The organism is Chryseobacterium sp. II3a, from assembly GCF_057815135.1.
The window spans coordinates 522,912-543,728 of sequence record NZ_JBYPZJ010000003.1 but is presented as its reverse complement, the minus strand read 5'-3'; the positions used below and the strand labels follow the sequence as shown (position 1 = coordinate 543,728).

Genomic DNA, 20,817 nt, shown 5'->3' with positions numbered 1-20,817 from the left:
AAATAATGAACTGTTAAGAAAAGAATAGTAAAGAAAAATTAAGATAAGTTAAGTCTAAAAAATAATTAAAAGCTTGTTACTTAAAACATTCAGAACTAAAAATCAATTTATACTAAGAAAAAAATATACAGATGAAAATATATCGATATCCAACAAAAGACATATGGACAGAGCTTGTACAGCGTCCTGTTTTTGAACGAGAGGAAATTTCCGGACTGATCACAAAGATATTTGCTGAAGTGGAAAACAACGGAGACCAAGCATTAATAGCATTCAATAAAAAATTTGATAAAGCAGAAACTAAAAGCATTGTTGTTACTGATGAAGAGATAAATAATGCTGAAAAACAGCTTAGTAACGATTTAAAATTAGCCATTCAGCAAGCGAAAGAAAACATTTTTACATTTCACGAATCCCAGAATCCGGAAATTCAGAAAATTGAAACAACAAAAGGAGTGGTTTGCTGGAGAGAAAACCGGGCGATTGAAAAAGTGGGAATTTATATCCCCGGAGGGACAGCACCTTTATTTTCAACAGTTTTGATGCTTGCAGTACCTGCCAATATTGCGGGATGTAGGGAAATTATTCTTTGTACTCCCCCCGATAAGAATGGAGATGTTAACCCTGCCATCTTATATACCGCAAAGCTTTGTGGGATTTCAAAAATCTTTAAAACTGGAGGTGCTCAGGCTGTTGCTGCCATGACTTTAGGAACAGAAAGTATTCCACAGGTGTACAAAATTTTTGGTCCGGGAAATCAGTTTGTGGTGGCTGCAAAAGAATATGCTCAGCGTTTTGGGGTAGCCATTGATATGCCTGCAGGGCCAAGTGAAGTTCTCGTAATTGCTGATAAGAAAGCGGTTCCGGAATTCTGTGCTGCAGACTTACTTTCTCAGGCAGAACATGGAAGTGATAGCCAGGTGATTTTTCTTACGACTGATCTTAAAGTTTTTAATGAGACGATTAGTGCGGTTGAACAGCAAGTCAAAGACTTACCAAGAAATGAAATGGCCGGGAAAGCTTTGGAGAACAGTTATTTTATTTTGTTGAGCAGCCTTGAGGAAGCCATTGAGTTCAGCAATCTATATGCTCCGGAACACCTTATTCTTGCAATGGATGAATTTGAAAAATATATTCCGATGATTCAGAATGCAGGTTCAGTATTTCTTGGAAATTATTCTTGCGAAAGTGCCGGAGATTATGCCAGCGGAACCAATCACACGCTTCCCACGAATGCGTACGCAAAAAATTATAGCGGAGTATCTCTGGACAGTTTTGTAAAGAAAATTACCTTTCAGCATTTATCAAAAAAAGGGCTTCAGAATTTAGGAAAAACAATAAAAATAATGGCCGAGGCCGAGGGGCTTATTGCCCACAAAAATGCAGTATCAATAAGATTAAAACGATAATATGAGTACAATAAGTATCAATACACTGGTAAGAGAAAATATTTTAAAATTAAAACCTTATATAAGTTTCAGGGACCATAACGAATTTAATGATCCTACACTTCTAGATGCTAACGAAAGCCCTTTTGGAGAATGGAACCGTTACCCGGATTCTACCCAAAGAAAGCTTAAAAGCAGTTTAGCTACGCTTAGGAATCTTTTTCCTGAACAAATCGCTTTAGGAAATGGAAGTGATGAGTTGATTGATTTAGTCATTAAAATCTTCTGTGAACCTAAAAAAGATGCTGTTCTGATGATGAACCCCTCTTTTGCGATGTATGGTTTTTATGCCACCATCAATGAAAACAAGGTTTTACAACTGGATCTGGATGAAAATTTTGAGATGGTAAAAGATGACTTTTTAAAAATAGTGCAAGACAAATCTCTAAAAGTTTTCTTTCTGTGTTCTCCAAATAATCCAACGGGAAACAGTACCGAGGACATTGAGTTTTATCTTCAGAATTTCAACGGAATTGTTGTTGTAGATGAAGCTTATATTGAATTTTCAGGAAAAAAATCAAGCTTGGAGCTATTGGCTAAGTATCCTAATCTGATTGTTCTTCAGACTTTTTCAAAAGCCTGGGGGATTGCTGGGGCAAGAGTAGGTGTTGCCTATGCTTCTGAAGAGATTATTCAATTGATTAATACAGTGAAAGCACCTTACAATGTCAACGCATTGAGTCAGGAGCTGATTTTGAAAGCCCTTGAAAATGAAAATCAATTAAAAGAAAATGTCCGCGATATTATGATAGAACGCGAATGGCTTCAGAATCAGTTTAATAAAATTGAATGTATTGTCAAAGTATTTCCAACAGATGCTAATTTCTTTTTAATCAAAATGAAAGACATAGAAAAGGTGTATACGCAAATGTTAGAACAAGAAATATTGACAAGCAGAAGAGATCCGGCAATCTCAGGATGTATCAGGATTAATGTAGGAAACCGAAAGGAGAATGAAAAACTGATCAATCTTTTAAAAAATATATAGAGATGAAAAAAGTATTATTTATCGATCGGGATGGCACATTGATTATTGAACCGCCTGTTGATTTTCAAGTAGATTCGTTGGAGAAACTTGAATTCTATCCCGGAGTATTCCAAAACCTTTCAAAAATTGCTAATGAACTGGATTATGAATTGGTGATGGTAACTAATCAAGATGGTTTAGGGACAGATAGTTTTCCCTTTGAAGATTTTATTAAACCTCATGAAAAGATGCTTAAAGCTTTCAAAAATGAAGGTATTATTTTTAGTGATATTTTAATTGATAAAAGCTTTGAGTACGAAAATCTACCTACCCGAAAACCTGGGACAGGAATGTTGATGAAATACATTTATGGTGAATATGATCTTGAAAATTCCTATGTAATTGGTGATCGAATTACAGATATTCAACTCGCTAAAAATATAGGATCTAAATCTATTTTTCTAAATGAAAACTTTAATACTGAAGCAGATCTTTGCACAAAGGAATGGAGTAAGATTTACCAGTTCTTAAAGACAGGAATGAGGAGAGCAAAAGTCTACAGAAAGACCAATGAAACGGAAATTGAAATTGAGGTCAATATTGATGGAAAAGGGAAGTCTGAAATCTCTACCGGACTCCACTTTTTTGATCACATGCTGGAACAGATCGCCAGACACGGAAATATGGATCTTAAGATCAAAGTAAACGGAGATCTTCAGGTAGATGAGCATCACACCATAGAAGATACAGGAATTGTGCTTGGGGAAGCTATTTTAAAAGCACTGGGAAAGAAAAAAGGAATTGAAAGGTATGGTTTCTTGCTTCCGATGGATGACTGCCTATCCCAGGTTGCTATTGATTTTGGCGGCAGATCATGGCTGGTTTGGGATGCTGAATTTAAAAGAGAAAAAATAGGAGATGTGCCAACAGAAATGTTTTTTCACTTTTTTAAATCCTTTACAGACTCTTCGAGAACCAATTTAAATATTAAGGCAGAAGGAGAAAATGAGCATCACAAGATAGAATCAATTTTCAAAGCTTTTGCTAAAGCAGTGAAAATGGCTGTCAATCAATCTGACAGCAACTATAATTTACCTTCAACAAAAGGAAGATTATAATTAAATAGATTGAATTGAATTTCAATCCAACTGTCTAGTTATTAAATGGATGGAAGGTTTTAAGATAAGTTAAGCTTCATCTAATGTAGTTTAAAAATAAATCAATGGATTTATTTACAATTAAAATAAGATTTATGATTGCAATAATAAAATATAACGGAGGGAATGTAAGTTCCGTACAGAACGCTTTAAACAGGCTAAATATCGACTCAGTCATTACAGATGACCCTGAACAGATCCTGAAAGCTGATAAGGTTATTTTCCCTGGTGTAGGCGAAGCTTCGTCTACGATGAAGCTGTTGAAAGCAAAAGGGCTTGATACGCTTATTCCAACATTAAAACAACCTGTTTTAGGGATATGCCTGGGTATGCAGCTAATGTGTAAAGGAAATGAGGAAGGAAATACGGAAGGTTTGGGGATTTTTGATATCAATGTCAAAAGATTTCCTCCTTTGGAGCTCGTTCCTCATATGGGCTGGAATACGCTTTCAGGACATAATTCTTTGGTGTTCTCTGGAGTTGAACCCGAAAATGATGTGTATTTTGTGCATAGTTATTACTGTGAACTGTCAGAATTTACTACTTCGGTTTGTGATTATATTCTTCCGTTCAGTGCCTCTCTACAGAAAGAGAACTTTTATGCGGTTCAGTTTCACCCGGAGAAATCGGGAAATGTGGGCAGCCGAATATTAAACAATTTTATAAACTTATCATGATGAAGATTATTCCTGCTATTGATATTATTGAGGGAAAATGTGTGCGTTTATCCAAAGGAGATTATAACACCAAGAAAATATACAATGAAGATCCTCTAGAAGTGGCCAGAGAGTTTGAAGACTTTGGAATTCAGTTTCTTCACCTTGTGGATCTTGACGGGGCAAAATCTAAGCATATTGTTAATCAGAAAGTGCTTGAAAATATTGCGAAATCAACTTCGTTACAGATTGATTTTGGGGGAGGTTTAAAAACTTCGCAGGATATTGAAACGGCTTTCAACTCTGGTGCAAAGCAGGTTACATTGGGAAGTATTGCGGTACAGGATCCTGAGTTTTGTCTTGCCATTATTGAAAAATATGGTCCCGAAAAAATTATTTTGGGAGCAGATTGTGACAACAGAAAGATTAAAACCTCTGGCTGGCTGGAAGAAACCAACCTGGATATTATTGATTTTATTCTTGGATATCAGAAAAAAGGAATCAACACGGTGATATGCACTGATATTTCTAAGGATGGGATGCTGGAAGGCCCTTCAACAGAGCTTTATATCGAAACTTTATCTACGACATCAGTACAGTTGGTAGCCAGTGGTGGTATTTCCGGTATTAATGATGTCTATAAAATGAAAGAGATCGGCTGCGCAGGAACAATCATCGGGAAAGCGATTTACGAAGGTAGAATAAGCCTTCAACAACTTCAAAATTTTATTGAAAATGCTTAAAAAAAGAATTATTCCATGCCTGGATATTAAGGATGGAAGCACAGTAAAAGGAATCAAGTTTGAGGATCTGAAAAATGCAGGAGATCCTGTAGAACTGGCTAAAAAATATGAAGCACAAGGTGCTGATGAGCTTGTCTTTCTTGATATTACAGCTACACTGGAAAACAGGAAAACATTTGTAGAATTAGTAAAAAAAATAGCTCAGGAACTAAGCATACCATTTACTGTTGGCGGCGGAATAGCCTCTGTTGAAGATGTCAGAAAGCTTTTAGAGGCAGGAGCAGATAAAATCAGTATCAATTCTGCTGCTGTTAAAGAACCTAAACTGATTGCTGAACTGGCTAATGAATTCGGAAGTCAGTGTGTAGTGGTTGCCATTGATACTAAAAGAATTGACCAAGCCGATCTCGTCCATATTAAAGGCGGAAGTGAAGCTACAGAACTGAACACGGTAGAATGGGCAAAAAGGGCAGAAGCCTTGGGAGCAGGTGAAATTCTTTTAACTTCAATGGATGGTGACGGAACCAAAAATGGGTTTGACCTTCACATTACCCAAAAGGTTTCAGAAAAGATCTCAATTCCTGTGATCGCTTCCGGGGGCGCCGGAACTGTAAATGACTTTGTTAAAGTTTTTAATGAAACGAAAGCTACAGGAGCTTTGGCAGCCAGTATATTCCATTTTAATGAAATAGGAATTAAAGATTTAAAACAACAATTAAAAACTCAGAAAATAGACATACGATGAAGATTAATTTTAATAAAGATAACGGACTTGTTCCTGTTGTGATTCAGGATAACCGAACACTGCAGGTTTTGATGCTGGGTTATATGAATGCAGAAGCTTTTGAGAAAACACAAAAAGAAAAAGTAGTGACCTTTTTCAGCCGTTCCAAAAACAGACTCTGGACAAAAGGGGAAGAATCAGGTAATTTTTTAACTGTAAAAAGTATCGATATCGATTGTGACCAGGATACCTTACTGATTAAGGTTGTTCCCACTCATATCGTATGTCATACCGGGAGTTTCAGCTGTTTTGGAGAAAAGGATTCAAAAGGTTTTATATATGAATTAGAAGAGACCATATCACAAAGAATTGACAGTAAGGCCAGCGAGTCCTATACTTATTCACTGTATGAAAGAGGAATCAATAAGGTGGCTCAGAAAGTAGGAGAGGAAGCGGTGGAATTAGTTATTGAAGCTAAAGATAACAATGACAAGCTTTTTAAAAATGAAGCGGCTGACCTTTTATACCATTTACTGATTTTATTAAAAGCAAAAGGCTTTTCGCTTGAGGAAATTGAAGAAGTTCTTCAAAGCCGAAATCAATGAAACCTTTGAATTTTTTCAAAGGTTTTTTTTATGAAAAAATATAACACGACATATTCTGTCGTTGTGCTGTAGTAGATTTGTATAATCAATGAAGGATGATATAAATACAATGAAGGATCTTGATTTTTATAAATATTTCATATTAAATCACATAAAAATGATTTGTGATATGTAAAAAAAGTTAAATTTGTAAAAATCTGAAAAGACTAATACTCAACTCAAAACAACACGGGAATGAAAAAACTTTATTTTAGTGCATGTACGCTATGCACCATTCTGGGACTGTCTGCCCAGGAAGTTCTCTGGCAAAAAGATATCCAATCCTCTACCCAGGATTTTCTAAGCCAGGTGACGACAACAATCGATCAGCAATATCTTATTACAGGAAGCACTATACAGTCAGGAAGCGGGAAGCTGGAGGCTGGAAGTAAGCAGAACAACGGCTATGATTTCCATTTGGTAAAACTGAACCAACAGGGAGAACAAGCCTGGGAAAAGTATTTCTCAGGAAATAACCATGATTATCTTTCTGCCACGGTATCTACCCAGGATGGCGGGTTTCTTGTAGCCGGAACTTCATATTCTGGGAAAGGTCTGGATAAAAAAGATGACTCCAAAGGTGGATCTGATATGTGGCTGATCCGAATCAATGAATTCGGGGATGAATTATGGCAGAAAACCTTGGGAGCGTCCTCTGATGAAGATGCCAGAGCTGTTATTCAAACTACAGATCTAGGATTCTTTATTGCCGGAAATGTACAAAACTCCTCCAAAGGCTATGGTTCCAAAGATGTCTGGATCACAAGACTCGACAAAGACGCAAAAGAACTCTCTCAATTAATTTTAGGCGGAAAAGGTCTGGATGAAGTAGAAAAAATGATTCCAACAAGAGATGGGGGAGCCTTATTGGGAATCTATTCAAGGAGCTCCGAAGTTAAGGATTCTGGGGTTAGAAATCCTGAAAGTAAATCTTCGACTGGAAATACTACTAACTATAACCTGATATCTGCTGCCTCAAAACAAAGCAGCAACTTCGGTGAAGGCGACTACTGGATCGTTAAACTGGATAAAAACGGAAAAGTAGAATGGGAGAAGAACTTTGGCGGGAAAGGAGATGATCATATCAGAACCCTGGCTCTAACTTCAAACGGTTATATCATCGGCGGTGAATCCCGATCCGAAAGATCCGGAAACAAAACCGTCGGCATTGAAGAAGGCACAGACCTTTGGCTGATTGCATTGAACGAAAGAGGTGATGAGCAGTGGCAGAAATCCTACAACTTCAAAAACCGCGATATCCTGATGGGAATGAGTGTGATCCAGAGTCAGGAGCCGAGAGCCAAGAATCAAGACATCACCAAAGGAATTTTATTAGGGGGCTACACCCAAGCTGAAGGAAGACTAGAAAAAGATGATGAGACCTTCTGGATGTTATATCTAGATGCAAATGGCAATGAGCAGTGGAGAAAACATGTAACAGGAGAATCCAGGCAAAAAGAAGAACGCCTTTCAGATTTAAAATTAAACAGGGATGGTTCTATTGTGTTAGCTGGAACCAGCGCCAAAGAACTGGGCAAAGAAAACTGGAAGATTGTAAAGCTGGGCGACAAGCAGGTGACTGATCTGATTGCCAAATATGACATCAAGATCTATCCAAACCCAGTATCAGATTATGCCTATGTAGAAATCGGTTTTGATTTTAAGGAAGCAGATATTATGCTGTATGATATGAGCGGAAGGCAGCTCCAGAGCTTAAAAACCAAAAACAGAGTGACTAAGATTGATACGCAGGCTTTGGTACAAGGTGCTTACTTAGTAACTATAAAAACAGATAATAATAAAACAGCGAATGCAAAGCTGATTAAGAAATAAAAAACATTAATCATGAAAAAAATAATATTTCTGGCATCTGCATTGTCAGCCATAATGGGTTGGGGTCAAACTTCTATAGGAGGACAGACTAATCTTCAAAAGATTACTCCTACTACTCCTGAGACCTATAGTATGTTCAAAGCGGGAGATTTTCCGGTAGATTACAGAACAGGAAAACTAAATGTTTCTGTCCCACTACACACTATCTCAACAAAATATGGAATTTCAATTCCTATCAGCCTTACTTATAATACAGGAGGAATAAAAGTAGATGAAGCATCAAGTACCGTAGGTTTGGGATGGAGTCTTTCAGTTCCTAACAATATTGCTGTAGAAGTACATGGAAAAGAAGATCTAAACAATACATTAGCATCCTGGTATCCAGAAAATGCTTTTGATTATCAGTTTAATGAAGTAATGATAGAAACATTTCCTTCTGATATCCGCCTTAAACTCTATGGTTTAAGAGACAATACCTTGAATACTGAACCGGATATATATCATTACAGCCTGCCAACAATATCCGGGTCTTTTGTAAGGGATTCAAATGGAAATTTTCATACAATGCCTTATGAAAATATCAGGATTACTTATTCTGATGCTGAGAGAGTATTTACAATCACTGATGATAAAGGGATCATTTATACATTCGGAATAGGAAGTACTCTTATTACTGATTCTCAATTGGGATCGCCATCATCGACTTCATCCTTATTGTTGAGCAAAATAAAATTTCCAAATAATGAGGAAATTAATTTTAAGTATGAGAAAACGATGTCTTATAAGAATATAAGTTATTCCTTCACAGATTATTATTATCCGGTTCCTTCAGGAGCAGGCGATCCGTGTATTACAGGTCAACAGGATGTTGATGGAGTAACGGTAAATCGGTATTTTGATTCACTCCTTACTGAAATAACTTATAATAATGAGACGGTTAAATTAAATTATAAAAATATTATAAATGGGACGTCAGGAAGGAAGGATCTTTCATCTGATACCCCTTCCTCAACCTATGCCCTTGATAATATCCAAGTTATAAACAATAAGAATAATACGGTTACTAAATACTTGGAGCTGACTCATGATTATTTTATATCAAATCAGCCATCATCTAACTCTGATTATAAAAATTACAGGTTAAAACTGTTAGGGCTAGAAGATAAACTCCAAAAGAATACATATTCATTTCAATATAATGAGACTGTAAGACCTAATTTGGGCAGTTTTGCACAGGATATATGGGGATATTTTAATGGAAAAATCTATGGAAATATCGGTCTGATTCCTAACATGCGCTATTTTAATAAAAATCATACCCAGGGAGCAGACAGAAGCGTGGATGAAAATTATAGCCAGGCTTATATTTTAAAGAAAATCGTTTATCCCACAGGAGGATCTTCCTCATTTACATTTGAAAATAATACAATCTGGGATCAATTACTTATCCCACAGAAAGAAGAAAGTAACTATAGTTTTATCAACAATGCCTACAACAATACTCAATCTGAATACGAGACGATAACAATTACCACTCCTGTAAATGAATATTTTTATATAGATATTGACGTATTAAAAGGTGAAGAGATCGGAATGGAATTTTTCAATAGCTGTTCCAATCAGACTCCAAATCAGTTTCCCGATAACGAAAGTAGTATGGGAACAGCATATTTGGAGGAGTTCATCAATAACCACTGGGAGATATTAACTGTATTTAACGGAGGCAGCACAGCAGGAACATCAACTGATGGAAAATTTTTCATGAATCCTGGAGCTAAAAAAAGAATAAGAACAGAAAGAAAAGGAAACTGCTTTGTTTCATTGAAAGTCTATAAAATAAAATACAATAAACAGAACAATCAAAATAATATTGTTGGAGGGTTAAGGATAAAAAACATTGAAGATTTTGATGGTGTCCATAATTATACCAAAAAATATTTTCAATACCATAATCCGGAGATTGCAGGCGAGAGATCATCAGGATATTTTGCCTCTCCATTGAGCTTTTTAGAGATAACACCTAAACCGGTGCAAAGCTCAAGTTCAGTTCCTGTTTTATGCAGTATGTACACATTAAGTGCAGATCAGGCAATCAATTCAAGTTTATTAGGCAAGGATGTAGTTAATTATGAATATGTAACGGAATATATCCCGGGCAAAGGACGAAAAGTTTATCAGTTTGAAAAGGAAGATAATGCCATGGATATCTCTATGGTATTAGGAAATGGATTCAATCCTTATCGTTTCAGAAATAAAAATTTAATTGCTGAAAAATCATACGCGGATAACAGTAATACTGTGCTCAAGGAAACAATATATAAATATAATCTTAGTCTTTTAAAAAATGCTTTGTCTTCAAATACCTATAATAATCCGGGCATGGTAGTTCCTTCTGCCAAAATTGGAATATATGAACAAGCTGGAACTCAATCTATTTTTTATTCAACAAGAGTATTAGGTTCATATCCTGTACAATCCGGAAAGTTCTTATTGAATGAAGTCATTACAAAGGATTATATTACTGGAAATACAATGATTACCCATGTAAATAATGAATATTCACTTAGCGATGTTCAGAAACCTATTAATCTTACTTTAGAAAAGACTACGTTTCCTGACCAAGTGATTCAGACAGTGGCTAACCAATATGCTCATGAAAAAGGAAATCAAAAACTGATTAATGCCAATATGATAGGTATCCCTTTAGAAACAACCGTCATCAAAAAACTGAATAATAATGATGTTGGAACAACTATTGCAAAAACAGGAATCAAATACGATGATCCTACACATTTGCTTCCAACCTCAGTTTTATCCTACGATCTTCAGAATCCTTCATCAGTAGCTAATGAAGTAAAATATGACAAATATGATTCTAAGGGAAATGTCCAGCAGTATACTACTAAAGGTGGTGCTTCAACGGTTATTATCTGGGGATACAATCAAACCCAGCCTATTGCCAAGATTGAAAATGCAAAACTGGAAAACATTTCACAATCATTCATAGACAGCATAGTGAATGCCTCTAATACAGATGCTGCAGCTGAGAGAAACAATGATGAAGCAGCTTTATTTACTGCATTTAACGTATTTAGAGAAAGTTTGCCTAACTATCAGATTACCACTTACACCTACGACCCTTTAATTGGCGTAAGAAGCATCACTCCACCATCCGGCATCAGAGAAAGTTATCTCTATGATACAGCTAATAGACTTGAAAAAATAGTGGATGCTAACGGAAAGATATTAAAGGAAATTAAATACAACTATAAAAACTAACACCGATGAAAAAAATACTCATTCCCATAGGCATGCTGCTGATAAGCCATTCAGCATATGCCCAGCTTACCCAGGAAGAAAACTATATCCAATCCAAGACCTATTTGGATTACAATGGGACTTCTACCACAAAAACCTCAGAAACCGTTCAGTATTTTGACGGACTGGGAAGACCCAAGCAGGTGGTCAATGTAAAAGCATCTCCTCTGGGAAAAGATGTAGCAGTTCATATTGAATATGACCAATTTGGAAGACAGGTTAAAGATTATCTTCCCGTGCCTCAATCAGGAACTCTGAATGGCGGTATTATTCCCAATCCGTTATCCAATGCTGCCAATACGCCTTATGGTTCAGAAAAAATCTATTCAGAGAAAGTATTGGAGAATTCTCCATTAGACAGAATCCAGCAGCAGATTCAGGTGGGTAATGACTGGAATGCTAAGCCTGTGAAATTTAGTTATGAAGCTAATATAGCTGATGAAGTGTATCAGTTTATTACGACCACCACTTGGGAAAAAGGAGCCACAAAAAGTACTGTAAGGTTATCTCCAGGTGTAGTATATGCTCCGGCAACATTGTATAAAAATACGGTTACTGACGAAGATGGCAACCAAACTATAGAATTTAAAAATGGCAAAGGACAGGTTGTACTGGTAAGAAAAACGACAAGCCCTGCATATTGGGATACGTATTATGTGTATAATGAATACGACCAGTTGGCTTTTGTACTTCCTCCCAATGCTATTCATAAGCCTGTTAATGATATTCTTCTTGATGATCTTTGCTACCAGTATCGTTATGACGGAAGAAACAGGCTTGTAGAAAAGAAGCTTCCCGGCAAAGGCTGGGAGTATATGGTATATGATAAATCAGACAGGTTGATCTTGACCCAGGATGCCAACCTTAGGGATGCTAATAAATGGCTTATTACCAAATACGACCAATTGGGGAGAGTGGTTTATACAGGATTTTTAACAGGTGGTGATAGAGCTGGCAGGCAGAATCAGATCAAGGATCTGGTGATTACAGAAGATAGAAATACAACAGGATTTACCCGAAGTGGGATCACTGTGTATTATACCGATAGTGCCTTTGTAGGTGAAATTCCCACTATTTTAAGTGTCAGTTATTACGATACTTATCCTGGGTATAGCTTTAATCCACCATTTCCTTCAACCATTCAGGATGCAGAAATTTTAAAAGAAACCGTCTCTTCCGAAGGAAAAAGTACCAAAGGACTTACCGTAATGAGCCTGGTAAAAAATATTGAAGATGACAACTGGACCAAAAACTACAGCTATTATGATACCAAAGGAAGAGTGATTGGCACTCATTCTATCAATCACTTGGGCGGGTATACCAAAACAGAATCCAGACTGGATTTTGCAGGAGTAGCTCAAACCGTTGTCACCAGGCATAAAAGGCTGGCAACAGACACAGAAAAAGTCATTACAGAAAACTTTGAATATGACCACCAGAACAGGCTGCTGGTGCACAAACACCAGGTAGATTCTAATCCTGTGGAAATCCTTACCCAGAATAAGTATAATGAACTGTCACAGCTTGAATCTAAAAAGGTAGGTGGAGTTGCTTTAGGATCTCCGCTTCAGCAGATAGATTATAAATATAATATCCGTGGCTGGCTGACTCAGATCAATGATCCTGCCGCGCTGAATGGGAAATTATTTGGGTACGGAATAAAGTACAATAATCCATTAAACTATGCAAAATCACCGGGCAGGTTTAATGGAAATATAGCAGAGATAGACTGGAAAAATTCATCAGAAGACGTTCTGAAAAGATACAATTATGAGTATGATCCCCTGAATCGCTTAAAAAACGGTTTTTACTCAGAACCCAATGCCACCAATCCTGATAATGGTAATTTTGATGAATATCTTACCTATGACCAAAATGGAAATATCACGACCCTTAAACGAAAAGCAATTCCTGTATCAGGAGGAACTTCTACTTTGGTAGATGATCTTGAATATAAATACACAGGAAACCGTTTAAACCAGGTCATAGAATCTGCTATGAATGATACAGGGTATGAGGGTGGAAATAATCTGATTGATTATGATGGGAATGGGAATATGACGAGTATGAAGGATAAAAATATCAATTCTATATATTATAATTATCTTAATTTATCTAATCAGTTCTTCATCACTCAGAAGCTTTTGGGATGGAATTATAATACTAATATAAGTTATTTATATCGTGCAGACGGAACAAAACTCAGAACAACGAAGTACAGTGCAAGAGATGGAGATATAGGAAAAACAACCATGATAGATTATCTTGATGGCTTTCAATACAGCTACTATGATAATGGATTAATAGGACCTGTGTTATTGGATAAAACAAGCTTTGCTTATGAAGAACAGGCTTATCAGAAAACAGAAAATACATTGATATCAGGATCAGGATCCTGGAAGTTAGATTTTGTACCTACCTCAGAAGGTTTTTATAGTTTCACAGAAAATCATTATATTTATCAGTATAAAGATCATTTAGGAAATACAAGAGTGAGTTTTGCTAAAGATAGTGCGGGTGTTCTTGAAGTAACAGATACAAACAACTATTATCCTTTTGGTTTGAATCATATCGGAGGAAAGAAGGCTCTTTTAAATGGATATTTAAATTATAAGTACAATGGTAAGGAACTTCAAGAGACGGGTATGTATGATTACGGAGCGAGGTTTTATATGCCGGATTTGGGAAGATGGGGAGTTGTGGATCCGTTAGCGGAGAAGATGAGAAGATGGTCTCCATACAACTATGCATTTAATAATCCTTTGAGGTATATTGACCCGGATGGAAGACAAGGTACGGATATTTATGAATTGAATAAAAAAGGAGAATTGACTTGGAAAGCACCATCAAATACAGATGTAGTATACACTTCTAAAAATTTTGATAATAAAGGAAATTTAAAAGCTGATAATGATGGTGGCTATACAATTGGTGAAAAGGGCTTTGTTGAAAAACATACTCAAACTGATGGAACAAGAAAATTTCTAGACTTTGGATCTGATCAGGATGCAGGATTAAATTATTTCAATCAGGCTACTGATTGGATTGCTTCAGGAGATATAGACGCTGAAATGGGTATTCAAACGGCAAACTTATCAGGAGGAGATCATACCGTTGTATATTCAGGTGCTGAGGATGGCAGTACAATATCACCAGTTTATGATAACCAATCAATTAAGGTAAGTTTACAAGGGCATACCCATAATGATAAATTAGAAACAACTACATTGAGACCAGGTGTTTTAAGTACAGGGCCATTAAATCCAAGTGGAGTTTATCTAAGCAAAATTCCAACAAAAGAAAATAGTTATTCTTTTGAGGTTGGGAAAACGGTGAAAGCATTGGATATTAAAGCTGCAACACCTAACGGAACAACATTTATCAGTGTTCCTAAGCATAATACAACAATTATTTATGATAACACAACAATGTTAAAAGCTTATGAAGGAAAATATAAAAAAAATTAGTCTTTTCTTTTTTTTACTTTCTATTTTTAGTTGTAATTCTGCACAATTAAATAAAAAAGTAGATATAAAATTTTATAATATCTTAGATAGAACTATCAATGATGGAAAAAAGATAAAATATATAGGAATCACTTTTATTAGAAAATGTGATGAAGAGGTAATTTTTTCTGTAGATAGGATGCTATATAATAATGAATTACCTGTTTATAAGTCTTATCAATATAAAGGTTTCCCTGTTTTTTATTTTACAGATGCAACTAATGAAACAAGTGATTACGGGAAAAAAATTTTAGATAATTTATTAAAGACATCAGATTATCGTATAGACAGTTTTGAAATAAAGAATCAATCAGTCGTATATGGTGAATATGCATATTTTAAAAATGGTAAATTTGTTGAGAATAAAGAACAAATAAGTGAATTTTTTGAAAAATGTAAGAGTTCAGAACCTTAATAATAGCTAGAAAAGCTGCCATTGGCAGCTTTTCTTTGTTTGATTAGATAGTTTAATTACAAGTACAATGGGAAGGAGTTGCAAGAGACGGGTATGTATGACTATGGTGCGAGAATGTATATGCCGGATCTGGGAAGATGGGGAGTAATTGATAATAAAGCTGAAAAATATTTTCCTTTCTCTGGTTATAATTATGCGGTCAATAATCCCATTAAATATTTAGACCCAGATGGAAATGATGTTATAATTTGGTATCTGGCTTCAGATGGAAAAATGCATACATATGATTATAAATATGGTGCAGGTTACACTGGAAAAAATAAGTACTTGGTTGCCTTTCATAGAGCAGCAAAGGCATTAATTGAATCTGGGGCAGGAGGTAACCTTAAGGCTTTAGATTCAAGAGAGGAGAAAGTATATGTAACAGATAATGGTTATAATGACAAGGATGGACCTAATTTCGACAATAAAGATAAAATTAGATGGAAACCTACTAAAGGTTTAAGAACTACAAATGGCAAAGAACTAACAGCAACAGCTATTTTAGACCACGAATTTGATCATGCAAATAATTACTTTAGGGATCCGGAAAAACATATAATGAATGTCTTAAAACCTACAGGAGATAATTATGATAATGCCGAAGAAATGAGAGTTATACAAGGAAGTGAACAAGCCACGGCTAAAAAACTAGGGCTAATAAAAGGAAAAGAAGTCACTAGGAAAGATCATAGAGGAGAGTTATATGATACAGCAGGGGTAAATACAACAAAACCAAAACCAACTGAAATCCAAGAGGTGATAATAACCGTTAAAAAGAAAAAATAGTAATGAAAGTTATATTTAAATTATTTCTCACAATTTTTTTGTTTTTAGTTCTTAGCTGTCAAAAGCAAGAGGGACAAATGTATTATATTGATATGAGACTTAGTCCGGTAAGGTCAATAAATTGTGATAGTTTAAGATTACATCCCAATAAAAAACAACTTACTTTGTCTAACGATGAAAATAATAAATTAATAAATATTTTTTCTAAGCTAGAACCAGTAAAAAATAATCTAGATGTAGATGCAAGATTATATGGATTTGTTTATGACGGCTCTAAAAAGTTAGATTTTTGTTCCGGTATTGGAGTTATAGAATTAAATGGGAAAAAATATCTTGTAAATGATAGTTTGAGAGAATACATGATAAAACTAACATTGGGGAAAAAATAAACTCTATAATCATAAAATAATATAGCCGCCAAATTGGTGGCTATTTATCAATACAAGTACAATGGAAAGGAGCTTCAGGAAACAGGAATGTATGATTATGGAGCCAGATTTTACATGCCTGACTTAGGACGTTGGGGCGTTGTGGATCCGCTGGCGGAGAAATATAGAAGGTGGTCACCTTATAACTATGCTATGGATAACCCTATACTATTTATTGATCCGGATGGGAGAGATATAATTATACATTATAAAAATAGTAAAGGAAAACTTATGACGTATGATTATAAGACAGGTAGTACATATAAGGGGAATAATACTTTTATAAAAAATTTTATAAATCAGTTGCTACACTTAAAAAAATAATGCAGATGGAATTATAAATAGTTTAGAGAGTCATAAGGAGAAAATAATAATATCCCAAACATCAGGGTCAAGTTCTGCTTCATACACTGAAAAAGAAATACAATGGAATGATAAACAGGGAATTGAAACTAACAAAAGTGTTTCACTAACTCCAACACTTATACTAAATCATGAGGGAGACCATATGTTGGACGCCTTAAATAATCCCAAACAACATACGGAAAATTCGCAAGCTGATAAGGACAATCCTTATTCTAATAAGGAAGAAGAGAGAGTAATTAAAGGATCTGAACAAGAAACAGCAAAAAAACTAGGTTTAATTGAAGAAGGAGAAATGACAAGAGATGACCACGGAGGACACCCGTATAAAGCATCTGATGTAAATGAAAAGGTATCTCCAAGTACAAGTACATTTCCAAAAATTGAAGAAGTTATTATCACTGTACCTAAAAAAAATAAAAATGGTAATTAAGAAAGTTAATGTTTTATTAATATTATTTATTTTAATGTTTTCATTTGGGAAAGGACAAAAAAGTAATATTTACATTGCGCCAATTGATGCAACAACTCCATATTCAATAAGTTGTAGTAATTTACTTGATGCTTTTCAAGATAAATTAAAGAAGATTGAATTAAATAATAAGCAGAATCGAGATTTTTATTTATTCACTAGATGTTTAAAAAGCATTAGTGACGAGCCTCATGTAAATATTAGATTTAAGGGCGAAATTTATTTTAAGAAACAAAGGTTTAATTTTTGTGGAGATCAAGCTACAATTAATATTAATGGTCAATATTACGAAATGACAAAAGAATTATTTGATTATATAAAAAAACTTAGAAGAAAATAATCATTATCCTTGCTATAATTCATTATAATACTACCAATATAAGTACAATGGAAAAGAACTACAAGAGACTGGGATGTATGATTATGGTGCAAGAATGTATATGCCAGATTTGGGAAGATGGGGAGTATTAGATAATTATAGTGAGAATTATTTTCCTATTTCGCCTTACAGCTATGTAGCAAATAACCCTGTTAAATTTATTGATATAAATGGAGAATGGATATATATAAATGATCAAAATGGGACTCAATACAGATATCATAATGGAGCTACACAGCATCAAGTAGATGGAAAATGGACAAATGTAGATTCAAATACTAACTTATCAGACTATGTTGTTCAGACTATAGCAGGATTGAACCATTTAGACAAAAATACTTCTATAGGAAATACTATGATTGGTTACTTTGATCAAGCTCAAGGTAATGATGGAAAAGTGAGAGATGTTTATTTTAATCAAGGTAATAAATCCCAAGTGAAATATGGAATAAGTAATATAATTGAGTTAGATTTCTCATCAAGTAAAGGGGTTGAGACTATGCTCGGAAATGATGCAAAATATTCGCCTTTATACACAACTATTGCACATGAAATGGGGCATGTTTATGGATATTTTGCATTGGGACAAGTCGCACAACCAGATACTAGATTTGGAGATAATTCTACAACAGCAGAAATTTATGGTACTCATGTAGAAAATATTGTAAGATCTGAATCAGGTTTACCACTTAGAACAAATTATGGTAATGTTTGTATTGGTTCGCATTGTACTTCTAATAATGAAGGTAGGTTAATAGATAATATTGGTAGCAGTATTTATTTTAATTCAGCAGGAAATCAAATTTCTCCTATGCCAAGTGTTCAAAGTGTACTTAAAATAAATAATACCATATTACAGAATCGGTATAATTACCTTCGCTCCCGCACGATTGCATCGTGTGGTGGATGTTAACTCTCCAGAAGTCTACCTTCCGACAAGAACATCTTGCTCATGTCTAGATTAATATAAACAGGTTGCTTTTCATAGCAATCTGTTCTTATAAAGAACTTATATTTCAGAATAAATATGGCTATCTAAAGAGACGATACCAGAGCAAACAGATAATAATTCAAAATATTCCGGATGAAAAAATTAAAGATTAATTTCTTACTCATACTTATTTTATTGTTACATGTAAGTTGTACATCTAATCAAATAAGATATACCTATATCCCTGAAAATAAAATGTCCTCTACATTTTCAGGAAAAGAAATATTATTATATCTATATAATGAAAAAGGACTAAGAAAAGATATTACCTTAGTTACAGATAATGGAGATTTAATTTATTCTAACAATGGGGAATTGAAAAAGAAATCTCAATATATAAAATTAAATTACCCTCAAAAAGCTAAAGAAATTATTATTAGATATAATGGCAAAAGAAATCGTATAAAACTTAATACTAGTTATAAATATTTATATTTTGAGTTTAAAGGAGAAGATTTTATAGAGATTGTTTATTCAGACGAAAAACCAGCTTTCACTTAAAATAAAACCATCCTCTCATTGGTATTAGTTTCCGGTTTCTTCTCCATAAATAGATAGATAGTTGCAGAACAATAGTAAAAACAAAAAAACAGAGCATTTTGCTCTGTTTTTTGTTAAATAAAATATCTAATTATCTCTCAATCATAATGTTCTTCACAACCGTCTGATCTCCAATTTTTAAAATTCCTACATAAACCCCTCTATCCAATGTAGAAACATTTATTTTAGTTTCATTGTTCACCTTCAATAAGGTTCTTCCTGTCACATTGGTGATTTCAAAGCTGAAGCTGGCTGTTTTATCCGGTAATTCAATATTAAGGATATTATGGGCCGGGTTAGGGTAGAATTTCACATTTTCTAATGTGTTTTGTGATGCTGACTTGTTCACTGTTAAAGTGGTAGAGGCTGCTGCAAAATGCTGTAAAGCTCCTACGGTGGCCTTTCCGATATTGTAAACATATACAGGGTCTACATTCGCAAAAGTATCTTTGGAACTATGGGGAAATGTGCTTCTTATTCTTTCAAAAAAGCCGGTAATAACTTCTCCTTTCTGCTCAAAAGGGATATAGTCAGTATCTGCAGCAGGATCTACAGCAGTCTGAAGTGGAGAATAGAGCGCTGTACAGTTTCTGAGCTGTTGTGTTACGGCAGCTGATGCAGCATTATTGCTGGAAAGACCTCCCTGATCTTCGTCGCAGTATACCGTATTATTGTTATTTCCTTTTACGCCTCCTACCTGATCTAGGTTAAAGACCAATTTTATATCCAATTTGCGAACTCCGTTTTGATAAACCACATTATTCACGTAATGAGAACTTCCAATCAATCCTTGTTCCTCACCGGAAAAATGAATAAACTTAATGGAATACTCTGTAGGTACATTTTGTAATATTCTGGCTGCTTCAAGAATAATAGAAGTACCACTTCCATTATCATTTACCCCGGGTCCGTTAATGGTATCAAAATGTCCACAAATAATTACATACTTATTAGGATAAAGAGTCCCGGTTTTAGTAATGATTAAGTTCTTTGAAGTTGCTGATCCGTAAGTAAAAGGGCTTTCAGTAATTTGGCTGGCAGTATAACCATACGAAAGATACTTGTTTTTGATCCAGTTTAAGGCATTAGTATTGGCTTGAGAACCGGTCTTTTTAATCCCAAAGTTACCGAAATCCTGAAGGTTTGTAGTGATATTAGTCTGGGTGACCATATCGGCTCTGTCTTTATAAGCCTGAATAAAAGTTTGAGCAGCAATGCTCTGCACAATCAATGAAGTGCATAAAAGAGTGGTAATTCTTTTCATATAATTAATTTTTAAATGGTTGTACGAATGTAGTAAATAAATCACAATAAAGTGTTTAAAATTTTATGGATGCCATAATTTTTATGCAAGAAAAAGTGAAAAAGTAGTAGGATAGTGGTATGTACTTTGTCTGGTACTAAT

At 34.8% G+C, this 20,817-nt stretch carries 16 protein-coding genes and 3 pseudogenes; 18 read left to right on the top strand and 1 reads right to left on the bottom strand.

All coding sequences use genetic code 11. The features are described from left to right. The first annotated feature begins 131 nt into the window (after positions 1 to 131). The 18 genes and pseudogenes from hisD (at position 132) to AC3HD6_RS10910 (ending at position 19,373) form a co-directional block, all read left to right on the top strand. The gene (gene hisD, locus AC3HD6_RS10995; RefSeq protein ID WP_488896377.1) at positions 132 to 1,409 is read left to right on the top strand and encodes a histidinol dehydrogenase; all 1,278 of its coding nucleotides are present in this window, start codon (positions 132 to 134) and stop codon (positions 1,407 to 1,409) included. A 1-nt stretch (position 1,410) separates the two neighbouring features. After that, a complete protein-coding gene (gene hisC, locus AC3HD6_RS10990; protein WP_488896376.1) occupies positions 1,411 to 2,436 on the top strand; it encodes a histidinol-phosphate transaminase in 1,026 nt (341 codons plus the stop codon). Between the two features lie 2 nt (positions 2,437 to 2,438). Next, positions 2,439 to 3,533, top strand: coding sequence for a bifunctional histidinol-phosphatase/imidazoleglycerol-phosphate dehydratase HisB (hisB, locus tag AC3HD6_RS10985; protein WP_488896375.1), 1,095 nt, complete (start codon positions 2,439 to 2,441; stop codon positions 3,531 to 3,533). A 134-nt stretch (positions 3,534 to 3,667) separates the two neighbouring features. Then, positions 3,668 to 4,249 carry an imidazole glycerol phosphate synthase subunit HisH gene (hisH, locus tag AC3HD6_RS10980; protein ID WP_488896374.1) on the top strand — a complete coding sequence of 194 codons (582 nt, stop codon included), beginning with the start codon at positions 3,668 to 3,670 and terminating at the stop codon, positions 4,247 to 4,249. Then, positions 4,249 to 4,971, top strand: coding sequence for a 1-(5-phosphoribosyl)-5-[(5-phosphoribosylamino)methylideneamino]imidazole-4-carboxamide isomerase (gene hisA / locus AC3HD6_RS10975; protein WP_488896443.1), 723 nt, complete (start codon positions 4,249 to 4,251; stop codon positions 4,969 to 4,971). Before hisH ends, hisA begins: the two co-directional genes overlap by 1 nt. Then, complete coding sequence (hisF, locus tag AC3HD6_RS10970; RefSeq protein WP_488896373.1) at positions 4,964 to 5,716, top strand: imidazole glycerol phosphate synthase subunit HisF; 753 nt, start codon at positions 4,964 to 4,966, stop codon at positions 5,714 to 5,716. The genes hisA and hisF overlap by 8 nt, the downstream gene beginning before the upstream one ends. Beyond that, positions 5,713 to 6,300, top strand: coding sequence for a bifunctional phosphoribosyl-AMP cyclohydrolase/phosphoribosyl-ATP diphosphatase HisIE (hisIE, locus tag AC3HD6_RS10965; protein WP_488896372.1), 588 nt, complete (start codon positions 5,713 to 5,715; stop codon positions 6,298 to 6,300). The genes hisF and hisIE overlap by 4 nt, the downstream gene beginning before the upstream one ends. Before the next feature lie 234 nt (positions 6,301 to 6,534). Then, positions 6,535 to 8,172 (top strand): T9SS type A sorting domain-containing protein, encoded by a 1,638-nt coding sequence (locus AC3HD6_RS10960; RefSeq protein WP_488896371.1) that lies wholly within the window; start codon positions 6,535 to 6,537, stop codon positions 8,170 to 8,172. Positions 8,173 to 8,184: 12 nt separating this feature from the next. Next, positions 8,185 to 11,451 (top strand): hypothetical protein, encoded by a 3,267-nt coding sequence (locus tag AC3HD6_RS10955; protein WP_488896370.1) that lies wholly within the window; start codon positions 8,185 to 8,187, stop codon positions 11,449 to 11,451. A gap of 5 nt (positions 11,452 to 11,456) precedes the next feature. Next, a complete protein-coding gene (locus AC3HD6_RS10950; RefSeq protein WP_488896369.1) occupies positions 11,457 to 14,957 on the top strand; it encodes a DUF6443 domain-containing protein in 3,501 nt (1,166 codons plus the stop codon). Continuing rightward, complete coding sequence (locus tag AC3HD6_RS10945) at positions 14,932 to 15,411, top strand: hypothetical protein (protein WP_488896368.1); 480 nt, start codon at positions 14,932 to 14,934, stop codon at positions 15,409 to 15,411. The genes AC3HD6_RS10950 and AC3HD6_RS10945 overlap by 26 nt, the downstream gene beginning before the upstream one ends. Before the next feature lie 66 nt (positions 15,412 to 15,477). Further along, positions 15,478 to 16,239 (top strand): annotated as a pseudogene (locus AC3HD6_RS10940) (RHS repeat-associated core domain-containing protein); the annotation flags it as partial. 2 nt (positions 16,240 to 16,241) lie between these two features. After that, the gene (locus AC3HD6_RS10935) at positions 16,242 to 16,628 is read left to right on the top strand and encodes a hypothetical protein (protein WP_068943214.1); all 387 of its coding nucleotides are present in this window, start codon (positions 16,242 to 16,244) and stop codon (positions 16,626 to 16,628) included. A gap of 42 nt (positions 16,629 to 16,670) precedes the next feature. Continuing rightward, positions 16,671 to 16,856, top strand: a pseudogene (locus tag AC3HD6_RS10930) (RHS repeat-associated core domain-containing protein); the annotation flags it as partial. A gap of 319 nt (positions 16,857 to 17,175) precedes the next feature. Beyond that, positions 17,176 to 17,463 (top strand): hypothetical protein, encoded by a 288-nt coding sequence (locus AC3HD6_RS10925; protein WP_488896367.1) that lies wholly within the window; start codon positions 17,176 to 17,178, stop codon positions 17,461 to 17,463. Next, positions 17,453 to 17,842, top strand: a complete 390-nt coding sequence (locus tag AC3HD6_RS10920) for a hypothetical protein (protein ID WP_488896366.1) — start codon at positions 17,453 to 17,455, stop codon at positions 17,840 to 17,842. Before AC3HD6_RS10925 ends, AC3HD6_RS10920 begins: the two co-directional genes overlap by 11 nt. Positions 17,843 to 17,873: 31 nt before the next feature. Next, positions 17,874 to 18,056, top strand: a pseudogene (locus AC3HD6_RS10915) (RHS repeat-associated core domain-containing protein); the annotation flags it as partial. 909 nt (positions 18,057 to 18,965) lie between these two features. Beyond that, positions 18,966 to 19,373, top strand: coding sequence for a hypothetical protein (locus AC3HD6_RS10910; RefSeq protein WP_488896365.1), 408 nt, complete (start codon positions 18,966 to 18,968; stop codon positions 19,371 to 19,373). Between the two features lie 130 nt (positions 19,374 to 19,503). Here the strand turns inward: AC3HD6_RS10910 and AC3HD6_RS10905 are convergent, their stop codons facing one another. After that, positions 19,504 to 20,676: a M28 family peptidase gene (locus AC3HD6_RS10905; RefSeq protein ID WP_488896364.1), complete on the bottom strand. Its 1,173-nt coding sequence runs from the start codon at positions 20,674 to 20,676 to the stop codon at positions 19,504 to 19,506. Positions 20,677 to 20,817: the final 141 nt, after the last annotated feature.

Excerpts from the sequence above, each read along its gene's own strand:
- hisD (WP_488896377.1), top strand. The coding sequence starts at position 132 with ATGAAAATATATCGATATCCAACAAAAGACATATGGACAGAGCTTGTA.
- hisC (WP_488896376.1), top strand. The coding sequence starts at position 1,411 with ATGAGTACAATAAGTATCAATACACTGGTAAGAGAAAATATTTTAAAA.
- hisB (WP_488896375.1), top strand. The coding sequence starts at position 2,439 with ATGAAAAAAGTATTATTTATCGATCGGGATGGCACATTGATTATTGAA.
- hisH (WP_488896374.1), top strand. The coding sequence starts at position 3,668 with ATGATTGCAATAATAAAATATAACGGAGGGAATGTAAGTTCCGTACAG.
- hisA (WP_488896443.1), top strand. The coding sequence starts at position 4,249 with ATGAAGATTATTCCTGCTATTGATATTATTGAGGGAAAATGTGTGCGT.
- hisF (WP_488896373.1), top strand. The coding sequence starts at position 4,964 with ATGCTTAAAAAAAGAATTATTCCATGCCTGGATATTAAGGATGGAAGC.
- hisIE (WP_488896372.1), top strand. The coding sequence starts at position 5,713 with ATGAAGATTAATTTTAATAAAGATAACGGACTTGTTCCTGTTGTGATT.
- AC3HD6_RS10960 (WP_488896371.1), top strand. The coding sequence starts at position 6,535 with ATGAAAAAACTTTATTTTAGTGCATGTACGCTATGCACCATTCTGGGA.
- AC3HD6_RS10955 (WP_488896370.1), top strand. The coding sequence starts at position 8,185 with ATGAAAAAAATAATATTTCTGGCATCTGCATTGTCAGCCATAATGGGT.
- AC3HD6_RS10950 (WP_488896369.1), top strand. The coding sequence starts at position 11,457 with ATGAAAAAAATACTCATTCCCATAGGCATGCTGCTGATAAGCCATTCA.
- AC3HD6_RS10945 (WP_488896368.1), top strand. The coding sequence starts at position 14,932 with ATGAAGGAAAATATAAAAAAAATTAGTCTTTTCTTTTTTTTACTTTCT.
- AC3HD6_RS10935 (WP_068943214.1), top strand. The coding sequence starts at position 16,242 with ATGAAAGTTATATTTAAATTATTTCTCACAATTTTTTTGTTTTTAGTT.
- AC3HD6_RS10925 (WP_488896367.1), top strand. The coding sequence starts at position 17,176 with ATGTTGGACGCCTTAAATAATCCCAAACAACATACGGAAAATTCGCAA.
- AC3HD6_RS10920 (WP_488896366.1), top strand. The coding sequence starts at position 17,453 with ATGGTAATTAAGAAAGTTAATGTTTTATTAATATTATTTATTTTAATG.
- AC3HD6_RS10910 (WP_488896365.1), top strand. The coding sequence starts at position 18,966 with ATGAAAAAATTAAAGATTAATTTCTTACTCATACTTATTTTATTGTTA.
- AC3HD6_RS10905 (WP_488896364.1), bottom strand. The coding sequence starts at position 20,676 with ATGAAAAGAATTACCACTCTTTTATGCACTTCATTGATTGTGCAGAGC.